14 protein-coding genes are annotated in these 19,023 nt (G+C 47.6%); 4 read left to right on the top strand and 10 right to left on the bottom strand.

All coding sequences use genetic code 11. The annotated features are described in order from the left end of the window. Positions 1–9: 9 nt before the first annotated feature. Entirely contained in the window at positions 10–2,763 is a 2,754-nt protein-coding gene (locus tag QUB68_RS01020; RefSeq protein ID WP_332988549.1) for an ATP-binding protein, read from the bottom strand. A 373-nt stretch (positions 2,764–3,136) separates the two neighbouring features. Here QUB68_RS01020 and QUB68_RS01025 point away from each other — a divergent pair, with 373 nt between their 5' ends. After that, positions 3,137–3,367 (top strand): hypothetical protein, encoded by a 231-nt coding sequence (locus QUB68_RS01025; RefSeq protein ID WP_332988550.1) that lies wholly within the window; start codon positions 3,137–3,139, stop codon positions 3,365–3,367. Here the strand turns inward: QUB68_RS01025 and QUB68_RS01030 are convergent. Next, positions 3,315–5,573 carry a PhoX family protein gene (locus QUB68_RS01030; protein ID WP_332988552.1) on the bottom strand — a complete coding sequence of 753 codons (2,259 nt, stop codon included), beginning with the start codon at positions 5,571–5,573 and terminating at the stop codon, positions 3,315–3,317. The two genes, QUB68_RS01025 and QUB68_RS01030, sit on opposite strands and share 53 nt — an antisense overlap. Positions 5,574–6,188: 615 nt before the next feature. After that, positions 6,189–6,929, bottom strand: coding sequence for a response regulator transcription factor (locus QUB68_RS01035; protein ID WP_332988554.1), 741 nt, complete (start codon positions 6,927–6,929; stop codon positions 6,189–6,191). A 632-nt stretch (positions 6,930–7,561) separates the two neighbouring features. Between QUB68_RS01035 and QUB68_RS01040 the strand changes: the two genes are divergently transcribed. Next, on the top strand, positions 7,562–8,308 hold the full coding sequence (locus QUB68_RS01040; protein WP_332988555.1) for a creatininase family protein: 747 nt from the start codon (positions 7,562–7,564) through the stop codon (positions 8,306–8,308). Between the two features lie 287 nt (positions 8,309–8,595). Here the strand turns inward: QUB68_RS01040 and rpsF are convergent, their stop codons facing one another. Further along, positions 8,596–8,931: a 30S ribosomal protein S6 gene (rpsF, locus tag QUB68_RS01045; protein WP_265234432.1), complete on the bottom strand. Its 336-nt coding sequence runs from the start codon at positions 8,929–8,931 to the stop codon at positions 8,596–8,598. Between the two features lie 66 nt (positions 8,932–8,997). Between rpsF and QUB68_RS01050 the strand changes: the two genes are divergently transcribed. Together QUB68_RS01050 and QUB68_RS01055 are read left to right on the top strand one after the other, a co-directional pair. After that, positions 8,998–9,864 (top strand): carbohydrate ABC transporter permease, encoded by an 867-nt coding sequence (locus QUB68_RS01050; protein ID WP_332988557.1) that lies wholly within the window; start codon positions 8,998–9,000, stop codon positions 9,862–9,864. A 294-nt stretch (positions 9,865–10,158) separates the two neighbouring features. After that, entirely contained in the window at positions 10,159–10,635 is a 477-nt protein-coding gene (locus tag QUB68_RS01055; RefSeq protein WP_332988558.1) for a nuclear transport factor 2 family protein, read from the top strand. Between the two features lie 166 nt (positions 10,636–10,801). On the opposite strand, the gene QUB68_RS01060 is transcribed toward QUB68_RS01055, so the two are convergent. The 6 genes from QUB68_RS01060 to QUB68_RS01085 all read right to left on the bottom strand — a co-directional run bounded on the left by QUB68_RS01060 (position 10,802) and on the right by QUB68_RS01085 (position 18,828). Beyond that, positions 10,802–13,333, bottom strand: coding sequence for an HD family phosphohydrolase (locus QUB68_RS01060; RefSeq protein ID WP_442923033.1), 2,532 nt, complete (start codon positions 13,331–13,333; stop codon positions 10,802–10,804). Between the two features lie 567 nt (positions 13,334–13,900). Next, complete coding sequence (locus QUB68_RS01065) at positions 13,901–15,049, bottom strand: ADP-ribosylglycohydrolase family protein (protein WP_332988561.1); 1,149 nt, start codon at positions 15,047–15,049, stop codon at positions 13,901–13,903. Between the two features lie 282 nt (positions 15,050–15,331). Continuing rightward, positions 15,332–15,772 (bottom strand): type II 3-dehydroquinate dehydratase, encoded by a 441-nt coding sequence (gene aroQ, locus QUB68_RS01070; protein ID WP_332988562.1) that lies wholly within the window; start codon positions 15,770–15,772, stop codon positions 15,332–15,334. Between the two features lie 105 nt (positions 15,773–15,877). Then, entirely contained in the window at positions 15,878–16,015 is a 138-nt protein-coding gene (locus QUB68_RS01075) for a hypothetical protein (protein WP_332988564.1), read from the bottom strand. Positions 16,016–16,325: 310 nt separating this feature from the next. Next, positions 16,326–17,582, bottom strand: a complete 1,257-nt coding sequence (locus tag QUB68_RS01080) for a competence/damage-inducible protein A (RefSeq protein ID WP_332988566.1) — start codon at positions 17,580–17,582, stop codon at positions 16,326–16,328. A 190-nt stretch (positions 17,583–17,772) separates the two neighbouring features. Then, positions 17,773–18,828, bottom strand: coding sequence for a glycosyltransferase family 4 protein (locus QUB68_RS01085; protein WP_332988568.1), 1,056 nt, complete (start codon positions 18,826–18,828; stop codon positions 17,773–17,775). Positions 18,829–19,023 lie beyond the last annotated feature (195 nt).

Consider the following 19,023-nt stretch of genomic DNA (forward strand, 5'->3'; position numbering starts at 1 on the left):
ACTAATTGTTTAGGGGAGATTGACTGGCAAAACAACCGTAAAGGTAGTTTTGCCGGGAACCGATGCAGCTTCTATTTTACCGCGATGTTTGTCAACGATCTTTTTGACTATATCGAGGCCCAAACCGCTGCCTTCTCCGGGGGGTTTTGTGGTGAAGAAGGGAGCGAATATTTTGGGCATGACTTCTGGGGGAATTCCTTTGCCGCTATCCGTAACGCTGACTTGGATATTGTTGCCTTCCTGAACGATGTCCAGAGTTAATGTGCCTTTATTGTCCATCGCTTGCAGGGCGTTGTGAATCAGATTTGTCCATACCTGATTCAGTTGGTCTACATAGCACGGCACCGAGGATATTTTTGGGAAATTGCGGATTACTTCGACGCCGTGTTTGAGGTTGTTTTGATAGAGGGTGAGTACGGTTTCTATACCTTCACTGATATTAGATTCAACCATCGTTTCTGATGAGTCGTAGCGGGCATAGGTTTTCAGGGCGAAGACGACTTTAGAAGCGCGATCGGCTGCGGTATTAATTGTTTGGGTTCCTCGCTGGATTTCTGAGAGTTTGTAAGCCATTTCTAGGATACGATCGCGATCGACCTTTTGCAGCAGAGACAGAAAGTCGTCGGCCTCGTAAATGCCCATATCCACCAAAGTGTCGGCGATATCATCGGCTTCGTCAATGTCTTCGCCTTCGAGTTGACTAATCAAAGCCCGCTTTAACTTCCTTTCTTCTCTGGCTGTTAAAGTCATGTCTTTTTGTAGCGAACGATACATTAATTGGGTAAAGTTTTCAGATTCTGCGGGGGAAAGCGACTGAAACAGTGAGGGCAAATTGGCGATCGTTTGACCCAAAAATTTAGTCATATTTCCAGCGCTCGATCGGATCGCACCCAAGGGAGTATTCAATTCGTGAGCAACTCCGGCGACTAATTGACCTAAAGCTGCCATTTTTTCCGATTGAATCAGCTCTTCCTGAGTGGTTTGCAGGTAATCTAATGCTGTTTTGAGCTCTTGGGTTCTTTCGGCGACTTGGACTTCGAGAGTGCGGTTGTATTCCGCTACCAATTTTTCGGCTTGTTTGCGTTGAGTAATATCGGCAAAAGCTGCGATCGCATAACTCACCTTTCCTTTGTCATCATAGATGGGCGTGCCCCAAACCTCGATCGGAATAATCCTGTCAGGCTGGCGAATTTCCATATCATCAACATTAACGCTGGCTCCTTTAAAAGCATTAGCAAGTGGCTCTTTTTCGGCAGGATAAAGTTCGTTTGTACCTGCCAGATAAGCTTGATAAATCTCTCGAAGTTCTGACGCAGTATTAGCAACTATACCTTTACCTAATAAATCCTGGGCGAGAGAATTCACATAGTAAGGTTTACCGCTAGAATCTGCGACAAATATGCCTACCGGAACTGCTTCTAAAATTTGGTTGAGTCGGCTTTCACTCTCAGACAGTTCGGCATTCAAAGCTTGCATTTCTGTGAAAGATACTTGCAGTTGCGCCGCCATACTATTAAATGAATTGGCAAGTTCCCCGACTTCATCATCGCGGTTGAGCGTTACATTTTTGCCCCATTCACCTTTAGCAATATTTTTGGCAGCCTCGTTCAAAAATAAAATCGGTTTTGTTACCCATCTCGCCGTAACAACTCCAACAATGATGGCTACGATAAAAGCAGCAGCGCACAACAAAATGGTCGCGGTATTGTTGGCATTAATTTGTGCCATGAAATCCGCCTCTGGAACCACCACCACAATCAACCAATCCAATCCTTTATCATCTTGCCAAGGCAGAACTTGTAAAAATTGTTTCTTGCCTTGAACATCAAATTGTAGTGACTGCGCAGTTTTCAAAGATTGGAATTCGTTAAAATTAGCTGCTAAATATTGAGCAGTGGTTTTTGTGAAAGTATTTGTACTGTCAATTGCTTTTACTCGTTCGGCTCCGTAGTCTTTGTTGACGGTATGAAACGGTTTTTCGCCTGTCGAAGTTGCGACTAACATTCCCGATCGCTCGACAATAAAAACCTGTCCGGTTTCACCAATTTTTAAGCTTTGCAAAAACTTGCCAATGGTGGACAAATTAATATTAGCTAGCAGCACGCCTTGCAATTTGCCTTGTTTGTCGTAGAAAGGCATAGATGCGCCGAGATAAGCAGTAATGCCCGCGGTATTGGGATAAATCTGACTCCAAGTGGGTTTGCCAGCAGCTACCGCAGCTTTGTACCAAGGGCGAATGCGCGGGTCGAAATTAGTTTTATTGTTTAATACGGCGCCGATTTCGCCGGATTTATTGGTAGCATAGGTGCGGAAATCATAGTTACTTGCTGCTGTCGATACTCTCCAAGTTAGCGAGCCGTCGTCCAGCCTTTCTGCGCCCAAGTTGTCTTTTTGTTCTAACCCTAAACCCGTAAAAGTGAGCGTGTCAAATATCTGAAGCTGGCGCAAAAGATGACGCTGTAAAACAGGTAAATCTTGCTGGTTCAGGGTGCCGAGTTCGATCGCAGCAGCATTGATCTGGTTGACCTGATGGGGTACACTCAGGTAAGTACCCAGATTTTGTTGGACGCGGCTGCCTACTTCGGCCATTAGTCGATCGGCAATTTCATTGACTGCCTTCTGTCCGTTTTTAAACGAGAGATATCCTATTAGTCCCACCGCCGCGAACAGTTGCAAGACGAAGGGAACTATCAAAACTGTTCGCAGGGTTCGCGATCGAGCAGTTTTTGCGGCTTCGGTGGCAGTAGATGGGGTTTTGTTCACAACGTTAGTGCTCTATCTAATTAGGAGCGCGTAAAATTTAGTTGAGAAATACTGATAGGCGGGCGACATCCACCTGAAAACATTCAATGCCCGATCGCCCGAATCGCCATGCAGTATATCCCTCTGTTTGGGACGGACAAGAGTCTAGAAACCGGGTTGAGGAGCGCAAGTTTGAGCCAGGTTTTTAAGCTTGTCAAAGTCTGCTGATTTTATAGATGCGACCTGTGAACTACCAGCGCAGTGCAGAACCCTACAACTTTTTTTGGCTCTCAGCAATCACATAAAAACGACTGCTTTTGATTGTACAGCAAAGTAGAGGTACGATCGCGATAACTGGTGCATTTGTGGCACTTTTTTACTCACAGCGCCGCGAGTGCAAGCTTCACCCTCCCGTGCTAATTCGATCGCTAAGATGAATTTACAGCAGAAGGAAGAAGCCATCGATCGCCAAAGCGAAAGTACAATAGCGCTCAGGTGCTTGTGGGCGCACCTGCACAATTACGAGGAATGTCATAGCCGGCGGGCGATCGCCTCTTGCATCCAACTTAAAACTAAGTCAACCGCTGCGAATTCACCCGCCGAATTGCCACCACAGCAGGTTTAGGCGGATTATTAACTTTTTTGCCAGGCCAATTAGAACCTACAGGCACTGTTCGAGTCTGCAAAAACTCTTTACCATCAATAGTATTCATGGCAAATTTTCGGATGTCCGCCGCCATATCTTTTCGCATCCCGTTGATTTCTCCCGGATGCTGAATCGCCAAAAACAAAGTCTTTTCATCCTCAGTAAAAAACGGCCCAGTAGTTTCGCACTCCATCGGCCCAATTCCAAACAAGAAAGCCTCGCCGGCACTCTCGCCAGAAGCCGGCAAAAACCAAATCGCATTGTTGCCATACAAACCGCGCAAATTAGATTGGCTAATAGGTTTCCCATCCTTGTCAACTCGGCCTGCTGAAACAGCAGCATTGAGTTTGTCAGAAGACATATCATTAACCATCCAAACATTGCCGCCCTTATCAATTACCAAATTATCGGGATTAGCAAAACCCAACCCGCCCGAAGCCGGTTCGCCGCCCGTCGCAAACATTTTCCACTGAAAACTCATTGCAGACGGCTCGTTACCATCTTCAACTAAGCGCATAATCCAGCCGTATTCATAAGCTTTGCCGTCCTTGCCTTGAAAAATCCGCAAATCCGGCCCGCCGTCGCTGTCGCTGGCAGAACCGGAAGTAAAGGTAATGTAGAGAGAACCGTCAGGAGCAATTTCGGTATCTTCAGGGCGAGCAGTGCAAGTAGCTCCTGCCGCACTTGCGGCATAATGAGCGTCTATTAAAATTGCGCCTTGTTTTTCCTTAGCCGTGCCTTCGTAGAGGTCGTCTAAAGTCTTGAATTTTTGTTTGAAAGCAACTGCTTCTGCATCTTTTTCGACTTTAAAAATACCGCCCGCTGGCCGCAGCGGCAAATTAATTATTCCGCCTGCATGAACGCTAGGCAAATCTGGGTTTACAGCAGTGTCAGTTTTTAATGCAATCCACTGACCGGTGCCGTCAGCATTAAACTTAGCTGCATACAGCATTCCGTCTGTCAACAGCTTGGAATTAGCTCGATCTTTGGGGTTTTTAACGGCGTTTTTGCTGACGAATTTGTAAATATGTCCGCTGCGCCGATCGCACCCCGAGTAAAATGCTAAAGGTTTCCCCGCAACCGCGCGAATGCCTACCGCTTCGTGGCGGCAGCGTCCCAGCCAAGTATGTTTGGTGCCGTAGTCAGTGGGGTTAGCGGGGTCTACTTCTACCATCCAGCCGTATTTATTCCCCGCCAAGCCGAAGGGATTGCCCAAACCGCCAATTTCTTCAGCATCAATGTAGAAATTTTTCTTGCTTGGATCGAAAGATGTACCGTCTGCAAATACAGGTTCTGGCACAAAATTCTGGATGTTTTCTTCAGCACTAAAAACAGTTCCCCAAGGCGTAGTTCCGCCCGCACAGTTATTAAAAGTGCCGATGATTTTGTCGCCCAATTTGTCCGAGTAGCCTTTACCTTTTTTGTTGAACACGGCTACCGCAGGCCCGGTGGATTTCAGGTAGCGCCCGTCTTCGAGGCCGGAAATGCCAGTGATTCGGCGATCGGCTGGAGAATTCGTTCTTACCCATTTGCCGTCATCATTTTTTTTAACAGAAATTACCCCAATTCCCACGTCAATCAAAGCGGCTTTCGATACTTCCACCACCATTTTTTTTGTCGGGTCTTTATCAGGAGCAGCAAAGGCATTAATTCCCGCTTTCCCGGCGGGTGTAGCTGCCGCTTCTAACTTAGCAAAAGGCAGAGATTTGCCAATAACTTTTTGATAAGTTTGAATCCAAGGCTTGGCACTGATGTACTCAAAATTAACCGTCAAAAATCCCTGATTTTTGCCTGTTTCTACAAAAGACAGATAGTCATTGTTGTAGCCGAAGTGAGAATCGCCCACTTTGTCTCCCCAAGCAGCTACGATATCGTAGGTAAAGCCTTCGGGAAGTACGAGGTCGTCTGCGACTTCGTAAACGCTGTAAGTTTGCGCTTGCTTCTCTGCGGATGCGCTGCTAATTGGGATGAATTGTCCGGTTTCTGTGAGGGTGCTGCTGGTTAGCAAAGGCATCGGCCCTTTCACAGGTTGGAAGTTTATGCCTGCTACAATATTCCCACCCTCCTTGGCAGAGTTAACAGGCTGTGGGAAGGGCATGGCATTTTTTTGTTCGCAAGAATTGAGTGCCACACTGCCAGCTGTTGCACCCAAGAAAAGTAAAAATTCTCGACGTTTGATAGTCATAGTTCATTCAGTTGACAGTTGACAGTTGACAGTTGATAGTTGACAGCACTTGAGCTAGAAGTCCGAGGATTGGAGTAATGAATAGTCGGATTTTAATTACTCCTTAAAAGGTAGAGGCTTTAAACCAATTATTTATGGAAAACAAATGGTTAAGGACTGAGCATCAGCCAACTCAAAACTAAATTGATTGTCAGTTTTTTGGGATATTGAGGCGAGAAATCTCTGTTTTCTTTCGCTTCGAGGCAAACCGGGCGATCGCACTCAAACCGAATCTCTCACCTTTTGTAACACAAGCTGCCGGACTTAAGTATATATTCCAATACGCTTGGGTTAAGACAGATCTCCCTGGCACCCCCCTTAAAAAAGGGGGGGACAAGAATGTTATCAAAGTCAACCCCTACTCCCCTTTTTAAGGGGGATTTAGGGGGATCTCCGCGCAATAAACATTGTTAACCCAAGCGTATTGGTATATATTCGGCTCGCTGTTTGTCGATCGCCCGCAAAATATGCACACCCTACGATCATTGCCCTACACATACAAATAAGGACACAACATTGTTGTATCCCTACGTCATATTTGACTGCAACTTGCAACTCTACAAATAATCTAAAAATTCAACCAAATCGATAGCCGAACCCGCGTACCGTAATGATATAATCCGGTTGACCGGGATCGATTTCCAATTTTTCGCGCAGCCAGCGGATGTGAACGTCAACTGTTTTGCTGTCTCCGATAAAATCTTGACCCCAAATTTTTTCCAGCAACTGATCGCGAGACCAAACTCGGCGGGGATTACTCATAAATAGTTCTAGTAAGCGAAACTGTTTAGGAGAAAATTTCACTTCAATGCCGCGAACCAAGACGCGGCATTCTTCAGGATATAGAGTTATGCTCTTATATTGCAGCATCACCGGTTGCGGTAACTGACCGAGGCGCTGGCGCCGCATCAGCGCCCGACAGCGAGCGATAAATTCCCGCATTCCAAAAGGCTTGGTTAGATAATCATCCGATCCGGCTTCGAGATAAAAAGCGCAATTGTTGGCACTTCCTCTAGCACCGATAATCAAAATAGGGACGGGATTTCCTTGATGGCGTAACATTCGACACAGATCCAAACCGTTGATTGAATCCATAATTAACAGGTTGAAGCCTAATTCGCCGTGGTATGACGAGGAAGCTTGCACAGAAGGCAGAGCGTTGCGCCCGTCGCTAGTAACCACCACCTCATAGCCCTGTTCTTTCAGGGCTAAAGCTAGCATTTCCCGCAACAGGTCTTCACCTTCCAATAACAAGATGCGGCCGGCTTGTCCAACAGCCAACCTTGAAGGACTTTCGCTTAATTCAGCAGAAGACATAAATATCAGTGGGAGTTATGTTTGTATGTGGCTAGCGCGAGGTGCTTTCTTCAGTAGCTGAGACACTCTCGCGCTGCGATCGCTGTGTACGATCGACTATTCAATCACTTATAATCTTTCGCCAGTCCATCCGACAGACATACGCTCGACTATTTCTACTTGCTCGTGCAAGAAATATAGCCGTTGAGCAGTTGCGATAGCTGCGCTGTCTGCCTGCGTCCAGGCGTTAGAAGCCCGGTCATTGCTAGGGGTCGGTATTACTTTGTAAAACATTGCCCGCTTGTGATTGACCAGGTAACACCCAATTTACAGGTATCTGGGTTCATCGTACAGGCAAAAGGTTATAAAAAGGTAAAATTTTAGTAAATAAATAGTTAATTTATTAAGGCTGAGTAATGTTGCTCTTAAATTTTAACCAAACCCTAAATGTTTTTGCCAGCATAGGATTTACGATCCCAAACCCAGTAACTCGAAAAATATTGGGTAAAAATAACCATAAATCTAGGCATTAACCGGGTTTTTCAGGAATTGTGCGTCGTGGGTTGGACGCTCTTGGGGGACGATCGCCCTACAACTGACAAAAGACCCGCTAGGATCGAACTTACAAGTAAAAATTCTGTAGACTGCCTATAATGTTGCTGCATTTGAGTACCTGGCCCGAGGTTGAAGCTTATCTTGAGAGCTCCCGAGGCATTATTATCCCGATCGGCTCCACCGAACAACACGGGCCCACCGGCTTAATCGGAACTGACGCGATTGCTGCTGGTGCGATCGCCCAGAGTGTCGGCGAAGCAGCCAACGCCTTAATCGGCCCGACAATTAATGTCGGGATGGCCCTGCACCACACGAGCTTTCCCGGTAGCATCAGCCTCCGACCGCAGACCCTGATTCTCGTAATCAGGGATTATATCACATCTTTAGCAAAAGCCGGATTTGAGAAATACTTCTTCATCAACGGTCACGGCGGCAATATTGCCACGATGAAAGCAGCATTTTCCGAGACTTACGCGCATTTGTCCGACTTAAATCTACCAAATGCCGATCGCATCCAGTGTCAAATCGGCAACTGGTTCATGTGCGGTTCAGTCTACAAACTCGCCAAAGAATTGTACGGAAATCAAGAAGGTTCCCACGCCACCCCCAGCGAAATCGCCCTAACCCAGTACCTTTATCCAGAAGCAATCAAGCAAGCACCGCTTTCGGAAGAAGTTGCATCCGGGTACAAAATCTACGGTGCTGCTGACTTCCGTCGCCGATTTCCCGACGGGAGAATGGGTTCAAATCCAGCCTTAGCAACTCCCGAACACGGCCAGCAATTTCACGAGTTAGCAGTCAAAGAATTGACTAATAATTATTTGGAGTTTTTGAACTCAGATTAACAATTGCCTGAAAATCTTGATAAATCGCGTTTTGATCCGAGGCCAGATCCCCCTAAATCCCCCGAAAGCAAGGGGGACTTTGAGAAGATGTTCTCGTTACCAGGCTCTGCCTGGTAATGAAGATCCAGAGGCTCCGCCTCATTGTCTTCTCTTGCTGTCTCGTGTTAATAAGCTATTGCACATTTAAATTGCATATTTCGGGCGGGCTAGAAGCCCACCCCACAAGAGTTTGATTATTTCTTGTGCAATTTAAATGCTGAGCGAGCTTAACGAGAAAAAAACTCGTTTTAAGCAGCGACTTCAGCTTCAGCTTCAGCTTCAGGTGCATCTGGGACATCTTGCTTGATAGTCAAATAGCGAATCACTTCTTCGCTCAGACGCATGGCGCGTTCCATAGGAAAAATTGCAGCGCCCGGAGCTGTATAGTTCATTTGAACGTATACTCCGTCGCGGTGCTTGCCGATTTCGTAAGCCAAGCGACGTTTGCCGCGGTGCTGAGTTTCGATATTTTCAGCACCTTGATCGCGCAAAATTGTTTGATATTTCGCGATCGCCTGGTCTGTCATTTCTTCACCCAAATCTGGGCGCAGAATGTACATTGTTTCGTAAATAAACGGTTTCATGGCAATAATCCCCTTATGGACAACAAGGCTTCTCGCGAAGCAAGGACTTATCATCATATCCCAACAATGAACAATCTCAAAACTAAAAAATCAAATTCCCCAAACCGCAGTCCGTCGCGGTGGAGCACGCTGTGGACGTACACTATCATGGGGGCGATCGCACTTTTAATGCTCTTCCCCCTGCTGTGGCTGCTCAGTACCTCCCTCAAATCCCCCAGCGAAAACATCTTTCAATATCCCCCGCAACTGTGGCCGCGACAGCCCACCCTCGAAAACTTCATTAAAGTCTGGGAAACCAACCCCTTCGGCCGCTACCTGTTCAACAGCACCCTGATTGCAGGCCTGACAGTTAGCATCAACGTTTTGTTTTGCGCCCTCGCCGCCTACCCCTTAGCCCGACTCAAATTTCGCGGCCGTGAAGCCATCTTAATTGCGATCGTTTCCACAATCATGATTCCCTTCCAAATCGTGATGATTCCGCTGTACATATTGACAGTACAACTCGGATTAAAAAATAGCTATTTAGGCGTCATCTTTCCCGGACTCGCCTCAGCCTTCGGCATATTTTTATTGCGGCAAGCATTCCTAGCAGTTCCCAAAGAATTAGAAGAAGCCGCCCGCATCGACGGCTGTACAGAATTAGGCATTTGGTGGCACGTGATGGTTCCGGCAATTAAGCCGGCTTTAGTCACTTTAGGAATTTTCGTATTTATCGGTTCTTGGAGCGACTTTTTGTGGCCGCTGCTCGTTTTAGACAGACCGGAATATTACACGTTACCTTTAGGCGTTGCCAATTTGGCCGGGACATTTTCTTTGGATTGGCGTTTGGTGGCGGCGGGTTCGATTATTTCTATCGTTCCTGTTTTAGGACTGTTTTTGCTGTTGCAAAAATACATTGTGCCGACAGAAGCGGCCGCCGGAGTCAAGGGATAGTTCGGCAACGGATTTTGTAACGGATTTAACGGATAGAAGTTCGGCAGCGGATTCTGTAACGGATTTAACGGATAGAAGTTCGGCAGCGGATTTTGTAACGGATTTAACGGATATAATCAATATACAATCCACAGGTTTTTGTGATTTTAAAATTGCTAACCCTCGTGGTAGTTGCTATCATCTCTAATCCGGCTAAACCCAAAATTAATCTGCGTTTAGCCGCGTATATCTGCGGTTTTAAAACTGTTAAACTAAAAACTCAAAACTTCCATCAAGCAGCCAAGGTTATTTGCTATGTACGAACTGCCAGAAATCCGCTGGATTGTTGAGCGCGCTGCTGTCATAGATGCGATCGTAGCATTTGCAAATGCGATCGACGGCAAAGACTGGCAAAAATTGCGATCGCACCTAGCGGACGAAATAGATATCGACTATTCGGAATTCAGGAGTGAAACTCCCAGACGAATAACCGCAGAAGAATATATAAAACAGCGGGTAGAGGGACTTGCAGGTTTGCGAACGCTGCACGTCAGCACCAATCATGAAGTAACGATTAACAACAATACTGCCAAATGCCAGTCTGCGTACCAAATTTATCGACTTGACCCCAGTCGCGAACCGGGACAGAATCGGCTGGATACAGCAGGAAACTATGTTCACTCCTTGATTCAAACAACAGGCGGAAATTGGATCATCACAGGAATTAAACAAACTGTGGTGATTGTCAGCGGCAATCCTCAAGTTCACGGTGCCCTGCGCGATAAGCCTTAAACAATTTGAGATTTGAGATTTGAGATTGGGTATAATTTAACATTAAATAGGTTCGTAGTGAGGACTTCAGTCCGCATAAAGTCCGAGGACTTGCATTCCTCACTACGAACCTAACAACCGTGATTCTAGCATAATATATCAGTCCTAAAATCTAACTCGCAAGTCTCTACCTCGGAGTGAAAACGGCACTAGGATAAGCAATCCGCTTGTGATTGAACTGTTCCCAAACCCGCACAAAAATCTCCGCGATTAAAGACATATCCTCCCGAGTTAAGCCCGAATCTAGCAACTGATTATCCTGCCAGCGAGCCCTCAAAATCCGATTAACCATATTCAAAGCTTCCTCATGAGTAGCATCCTTGAGCGATCGCAAAGCAGCCTCACAAGAATCCGCCAACATCAAAATCGCCGTTTCCCGCGACTGCGGAATCGGCCCGTCGTAGCGAAAATCCTCCTCCCTCACTTCCCGAGTTTCGATTGCTAACTTTGAATTATCCGTATCTGCCAAAGTAATGTTTAAATCTTCTGGTTCTTTCGCAGCAATTTGCTGCGCTTGGTGGTAAAAATAAGCAATTAACATTGTACCTTGGTGCTCGGGAATAAACGCCTGAATCGCCTTCGGCAATCGATGCTTCCGCGCCATCACCAACCCCTCGGTAACGTGCTTTTTAATAATCTCGGCGCTCGCCCAAGGGTCATTAATTTCATCGTGTTTGTTGCCCCCGCCCATTTGATTTTCGCAAAATCCGAGCGGGTCGTGCATTTTTCCAATATCGTGGTATAGCGTACCAGCTCTGACTAACTCAACATTGCAGCCGAGTTCCCGGGCCGCAGCCTCCGCCAAACTAGCCACAAACAGCGTGTGCTGAAAAGTCCCCGGAGCAACGGCTGCCAACCTCTTCAACAGCGGGCGGTTGGGATTGGCAAGTTCCGCTAGCCGGATCGGGGTAATTAGGTCAAAAACGTGTTCCAAATAAGGGCTGATGCCGATCGCCACCACGCTCCAAGCCAAACCGGCCAAACTTTGGCAACCCACCGTACCCAGCACCACGTACCAAATCGCACCTGCCGCCGCGCTAGCAATCAAAGTCCCTACCAGATACACAGTGCCCTGACTCAAGCCGACAGCGACGCCCAAAAGAGCCAATTCCTCGCGCGATCGCAGCCGCCCCGCCATAAAAGCGCCCAGCAATCCCCCCGCCGCGCTAGCCACCAAATGAATCAACTCTATATCCAAGCCAATGGGTAGCAGCGCCGACAGCAGCCCCACCACAGTCACTCCCACCGCCGAACCGTAGAAGCCGCCCGCCAAAATCCCGATTGCGGGCAAAGTCGTCCAAGGCAGCCCCAAACTCACCAGTACCGGCGCGCTCAAAGTCAGCAGCAGCAACAGCAAATGATCTCTCCGGCGCAAGCGGTAGTGCCTTTCTACGAGCAGTACGATCGCCATAGCCCCCGCGACTAAGCACACAAAACCCGCCAGCCCCAGCCAATTCACCCCCCGCCGGCTCAAACCAAAATAGTCCAGCAACACGAAATCTTGCTGCGAGATAACTTTTCCTTCTGCAACAATTATCTCGCCTTGTTCTACGGCGATCGTCACCGGTTTCACCTTTCTCGCCGCCAATTCAGCTAGCTGTTTGGTTTCCTCGGGATCTCTCACCAGATTTGGCTGCAAAATTGCACTTAAACTCTCAACCGCCAAAGCTTGGGACTCTGACGGCACTTCATCTGCGACTTGCAGCTTCACAGCTTCTTTCAAAAGCTCTTTTGGCAGCCCTTGGGGGATACCTTGAGCCAGCATCCTTTTTGCTGCGCGATTCATACCCGTTTGGGTTTTCTCCCAAGCTGCATCCGACAAATCAAACAGCGAAGTATCGTAAATCTGTCGCAGCCCGGAAACCGACGGTTTTTCCAGTGCCTCCAAAGCATTGACATAGCGCCGGCGAGTAGAGGAAATGCTGTTTGTCAGGCTTTGAAAATCTGCTGCCGGCACCGATCGGCTGTAAGCTTGCAGTTGAGCAATCGCATCCTGCTGAGACTGGTTCTCTGTCGGCGCAGCACTTGGCTGGGAATCCAAACTCAACCGCTCGGAAGTAGCACTGTTGTCCCCCGCTTGCGCCAAAATCGATCGCCACTCCCACTCAGGACACCCCCTCAAGTAAACCTGAGCCGCATTTGAGAGCGCCGAGGTTCTCGCAAACGGAAACGGCCCTACAACCTGCCGCAGTTCGCTCCCGTGTTCCCAAAATTCCTGCAATTCTCGATCTATTTGTCGATCGACCGTGCGATCGAGCATTAATATCGCTACAGCCCCGATCCGCGCTGATGAACGCTGTTCTTCAGTAGTTTTGTAATCGGGGATTTTAGCACTAGCAGGAGCCTTAATCGTCTGAGGAGCTTTCGTCCCCACATCCAGTTTCGGCTGGTTGTAGAAGCGGTGGCCCAAAGTGCTGCTGAGAGAAACTACCGCTACCACCGCCAACATCGGGGAACGAGCTTGATTTTTGAGGCTAGATTTGGAAGTTTTACTTCTAAATCTGGTAAAAGTCTCGGGCAGAACCCATTTCTGAGGTAAAAAACGGCTCAGGAGAATCCCGCCAGGGCGATCGGGATCTGCTTTGCTGCCGCCATTTTGCACTTTAGCAATCTGTTGGCGCAGTGAGCGCGCAGCCCCTAGCTGCTCAATCTGTCGCATCAATGAGGAGAGCGTATTCATTTGTGTCGAAAATATATCACTGTTACTCAGCAGCTTTGTCAGAAATTCTGACTGTGCATCTGGATTGAGTTTATCCGAACTACCGTACCTGAATATTCAAAACAAGCAGGCTACTTTACCTGAGTGCCGACAGCAGTTGGGTTTCCTAACTGACGCCCGCAACGCCAGCAGTGTCTTCAAGCCAATGCTGCTTCTTTGCTTCCCTTGTCTATCTCGAACAGCCCTCCCGCGCTGCGACTAAAAACCCGGTTTCTCGCTAGATGCCTAGTTTCCCAACCCAATCTTCTGGTAGAAAACGGGTTTTTGGGGGCAAGCACCTCCACTTTAATTTGTTACTTTTTAATTTTTAATTCTCGCTCTCCTTCCTGTGTCGCCTTTGATACTATATTCCCAAAATAATCCTACTGCTTCCCACCATCTCCAGTAAGTCATTCCTCCTCCCCAATCGAAAATGGTATGACTTGTTAATTTTTAATTACTAATTGCTAATTTCCGATCGCTAATTACTAATTTCTGGTTCCCCCTCCCTTTTAACAGCTCAAAACTTTATATTTTACGAGATCTAATGACATAAGGTGCAGCCACCGATCGCGCCAGCGCTGCGGAGTCAATACCTGCTGCTGGGCTGTAAACTCCCGCCCACACAGCAAACAAGTTGTTTGCTAACTCTACAATTTTTGCATCGCTGCCCGTTCCCCAGACCGAGGGTTCTGGGCCCTGGGTCAACTGCCGCGATTCAACCGCCGCCGAAGATAATTGTCGCCATTCTACAGGAATCGCAGTAGCGCCGTTATACGCTCCCGACAAAGCTCCCGTCAAAGCGCAGGTGAGTTGTCCGGCCCTGCCGCAGCGGGCGGCCCGCACCACTGACAAGCGCAAGTCTTCTGGGGTGTTCAAGAAGCAGTAGAAAGCTAAGGCAATGGGAATGAAATTTTCCGGGTTGACAGTGGACTGGGTTTGTGATTTTTTTTCGCCCTCGCCCTGTCTTGCGAGCCTTGCTGTGGCGCTTTTGCACAGGTGAGTGGTGGCTGTTTCTAAATCTGCTCCCTCTTCTAGTAGTATTTGCACTTGCAGCAGCAGCTCTGTTAGGGCATTATCTGTTTTCAGGTAGGCAATTGTTTGCTCGATCGCGGTTGCGGGGTCAAGTTTTTGTTTCAGCGATCGCGCGATCGGATATGCGATCGCTAAGACTGCTGTCTGCAATTCTGCCTGATGTTCGTTGGGCAACACCTCTGTCGCCAGCGTGATTTTTTCTCGCAGCTTGGCCTTGTTTTCGTGAAAAAACATCGCGCATGGCAACGCAGCAACCGCAGCTTCACAAGGATTAAGCACCTTTTGAAACTCCGTGCTTCGCGGGTTGTATATTTCCGACTGGGCAAATCCCTCCCAAGTATCGCGCCAATCTTTTAAATCTAAACCGCTACACCGAATTAAACTTTGAGCGCACGCTACCGCAAGTCTCCCCCATGCGGATGAGTGTTTGCCAGTTAGGATTTTGCTGTTGGGAGAATTCAACCCCAATGTTGCCCCACTCAGGGTTAATTGTTGGTGTTTCGTCAGTTGTAAAATCGGCGGCAAGTCTTCTGTTTGAGGGGGAATCCCCGCGAGTTGCCTCTGGTATTGCAGGCCTATAGAGTCTCCTAAAACTGCCCCCAGAATGGTTCCTTGAAACTTGCTCAACAGGGAATGCCGCATTTTAAGTAAATCCACCTAATTAAACGTCTAATACAGCTCGCGCTCAAGCTTGCTGTGTATGTCTTCTTTCGACTTCCATTTCTCTTCTTCCGACTGCCATTTCTCTTCTTCCTTCTACTTAATTTAACTCAACTTGTTAGTAATTGGTAATTGTAATTGATAATTTTTTCTGTTTCTTTCTTTGCCTAATTCTTGTGATTAATTTGAATTCAACCCAAATATATAAGGGCTAGTTTTCCCTTTAAAACTGGCCCTTATCCGATCGCGATAATCGGTGAATTTTTATTTTTTAATCAGGTAACTAACTAGAGCTTGCAGTCCCAGCCTATAACTTTCTGAGCCAAAACCGCTGATTTGCCCGATCGCCACCGCTGCGATATATGAGTGGTGCCTCCAAGCTTCCCGCCGATAAATATTGCTCAGATGAACCTCTACCGCAGGGATATTCACAGCGGCGATCGCGTCTCTAATTGCCACACTCGTATGAGTATAAGCTCCAGCATTAATCACTAAGCCTTGGTGCTGCCCTAACATCGAGTGAATAGCATCCACCAAAACCCCTTCGTGATTCGACTGCTGAATTGAGACTTGCACCTGGAGAGCTTGCGCTTCTCGTTCTAGCAACTCGTTGATATCATTTAAAGTCGCAGAACCGTATACTCCAGGTTCTCGTTGACCCAATAGATTCAGATTAGGCCCGTGAAGTACCAGGATATTTAACAATTTTAAAAATTCCAGCGCGACAAAAATTTTGAGAGTTTAGACTTAGGATTTAGAACCTGTCTCAAACCTCAAACCTCAAACCTCAAACCTCAAATCCAGTCCCAACTACCGGCGATACCTTGGTTGGTTCACTGGAATAGGAATCGGTTCTAGTTCCGGTTGAGCTTCAGGATTCAGCAGACCTTCTATCAGCTTGCGAACCCATTCTTCAATTTGTTCCAGCACCTTTTCAATGTTTTCCATTGAACGGATAGCTCCTTTTTTTTATAATCTAGTTGCTAAACCGACGACTATATCTCTGAAACCAAGCAAGCACGACTTTAAAACAACAGGTCAAACTTGCTTTCTCGCTTGCTGATTGTTGAGCAACAATTTTGAGCAATGGAGAGAATCAGTATATTTGCCAATCAGTCCTCTCTTATTATCATAACGAATCTTTACAGATAATCAATAGGCAATTGAAAAATTGCTGAACAATCTGGGATCGCTGATTATTAAATAAAGCTTAAGCTTACGGCGGGCTATTGACAATTGACAACACGGTAGAGATTTTCTACGCTTTTGCCAACAATAATTTACGCCGGAGCCGATCGAGCGCCGTACAGCTACTCAGATGCCGAATCCAATCGCGGCCTCGGCCATCGCCAAAGCGGTATTCAAAACTTTCTGCATCGCCATCGGGGCCTGCTAAACCGATATAAACCAGTCCGACAGGTTTAGCATCCGTACCGCCTCCGGGCCCGGCGACACCTGTAATGCTCAATCCCCAATCGGTATTGAGCCTCGCGCGCACTCCCGCAGCCATCTGTTTTGCCACGCTGGTGCTGACTGCCCCAAATTCCGCTAAATCTTGGGGATTGACACCTAATAATGATTCCTTAACCCGATTGTCGTAAGAAATAATCCCGCCCAAAAAGTAGCTCGAACTACCGGGAACACCAGTCAGCATCGCCCCCAATCCGCCTCCGGTGCAGGATTCAGCCACACTGAGAGTTTCGCCGGCCAACAGCAGCAATTTGCCGACAGTCGAAGCGAGGGTATCGGTATCGGCACCGTAACAGTCTAAGCCGGCAATTTGTCGCAATTGTTGCTCGATCGGCTCAATTAACTTTTTCGCCGCAACTTCCGACTCAGCGCGGGCCGAAATCCGCAATTTGACTTCGCCGTGATTGGCGTAGGGAGCCACAGTAGGATTAGTTAAATTCAGAAAAGAGTCTACTTTTTCCGCCAGTGCCGACTCAGCAATGCCCCAAAATTTCAATGTGCGGCTGTAAATAGTTGCGCTGCACCAACCGCCGTTTTTCAGGTAAGGAACGGCGGTTTCTCGCCACATCAAGTGCATTTCGGCCGGTACGCCGGGAAATGTCATCACTGTCACGTTGGGAATCGGCTGCCAAATAATGCCCGGTGCAGAACCGCTGCGGTTCGGCAGAATATCCGCCGTTTCTGGAATTAAAGCTTGTTTGCGGTTGCTGGGACTCATGGTGCGTCCCCGCTGAGCAAATTTGTGTTCGATATCGGCGATAATTTCCGGTTTTTCGATTAAGGGAATGCCAAAGAAATCGGCGATTGTTTCGACTGTGAGGTCGTCTGGTGTCGGGCCTAGACCTCCTGTGAAGAGTAGAAGTTGCGATCGACTCACAGCGATTTCTAACACTTGTTTGATGCGTTCTGGATTGTCCCCCACCACTGTTTGATAGTAGTGAGGAATCCCCAAACTAGCTAATTCTTTCGCTAAAAACTGGGCATTGCTATTAAGAATATCGCCTAACAGCAATTCAGTACCAACACAAATAATTTCAGCAACCATTAGTTATTGGTAATTGGTAATTGGTAATGGGGCATGGGGCATGGGGCATGGGGCATGGGGCATGGGGCATGGGGCATGGGGCATGGGGCATGGGGCATGGGGCATTGGCCAAACAGGGCATTGCTAATTGCTAATTGCTAATTGCTACTAAATAACAAATAACAAATAACAAATAACAAATAACTAATGTCTATCGAGCGTGTCTCCAAACTTTCCAGCTAGCGTATCCCAGCAAACTTGTCGCACCCATCGCGTAAATGATGCCGCTGGGGACTGAAAAAGCGAGGGCTAAACTTCCTACCCACAGTGTCAGGGCGTAAATAAACAAAACCGCAAATCGATGGGATAATCCTGCATCCAGCAATCGGTGGTGGAGGTGGCGCTTGTCAGCAATAAATGGTGATTTGCCGTTACGGAGTCGATCGAGAATCACTGCTGACATATCTAAAATCGGTACAGCTAAAATTAAATATGGCAGCAACACAGAAGTAACAGCCGTAGTTTTAACTAACCCAATTACTCCCACTCCAGCGAGAGTAAACCCGATAAAATAAGCGCCGCCATCTCCCATAAAGATTTGAGCCGGATTGAAATTGTAGCGCAGAAATCCCAAGGCCCCGCCAGCTAAAGCCGCTGCAATTAGGGCTGCTGCCGGTTGGTGCATCGACAGACTGACAATCAGCATCACAACTGCTGCAATCCCTGAAACTCCGGCAGCTAAACCGTCCAAACCATCAATCCAGTTGATGGCGTTGGCCATACCGACGAGCCAAATCACGGTAATCGGCAAGCTCAGCCAGCCCAGATCCGTCAGTCCCAGGGAGGGAACTGTGAGAAACTCAATTTGTACTCCTGCCATCCAAACGATGCTGGATACGCCAATTTGCATGAGCAAGCGTTTGATCGCAGAGAGCGAAAATAAATCGTCTGCTAAACCGATGAGGAAGAATCCGATGCCGCCGAGGGTGACTCCCCAAATTTCGTATTCCTGTTTGCGATTGAGAACTTCTCCGCTAGCATCGATGAAGCCTCCTGAGAGCCAGACAAATAACAGCGCACTCAGAGTGCCGAGAAAGATGGAAACTCCTCCCAAGCGCACCATCGGGCGCTGGTGGACTTTTCGCTCGCCTGGTCGATCGACTCGCCCGCTTTTGAGACCAATTTTTTTAACTATTGGCGTACTCCAGAGGACGACGATCGCAGAAACCAGAAAAGCTAGTACGTGGTACAGATACTGGTGGGGCATCTGAAATCAATTTTAAATAGTGCGGGGCAATTAGTCTGTCAGGCAGAGTCTACTACATTTCAGATGGCTTATCACAAGGAAACATCTGGAGAGAGCGACTGGGGGTTTGGGAGCCGGAGATTTGCAGGAGTGGAAGTTGCCTGCTGCGAGACTTGTGAGGTTTTTAACTCCTAACTCTCGAATTAAGGGATTTTA

It is taken from the genome of Microcoleus sp. A006_D1 (assembly GCF_036702805.1).
Lineage (GTDB): Bacteria > Cyanobacteriota > Cyanobacteriia > Cyanobacteriales > Microcoleaceae > Microcoleus.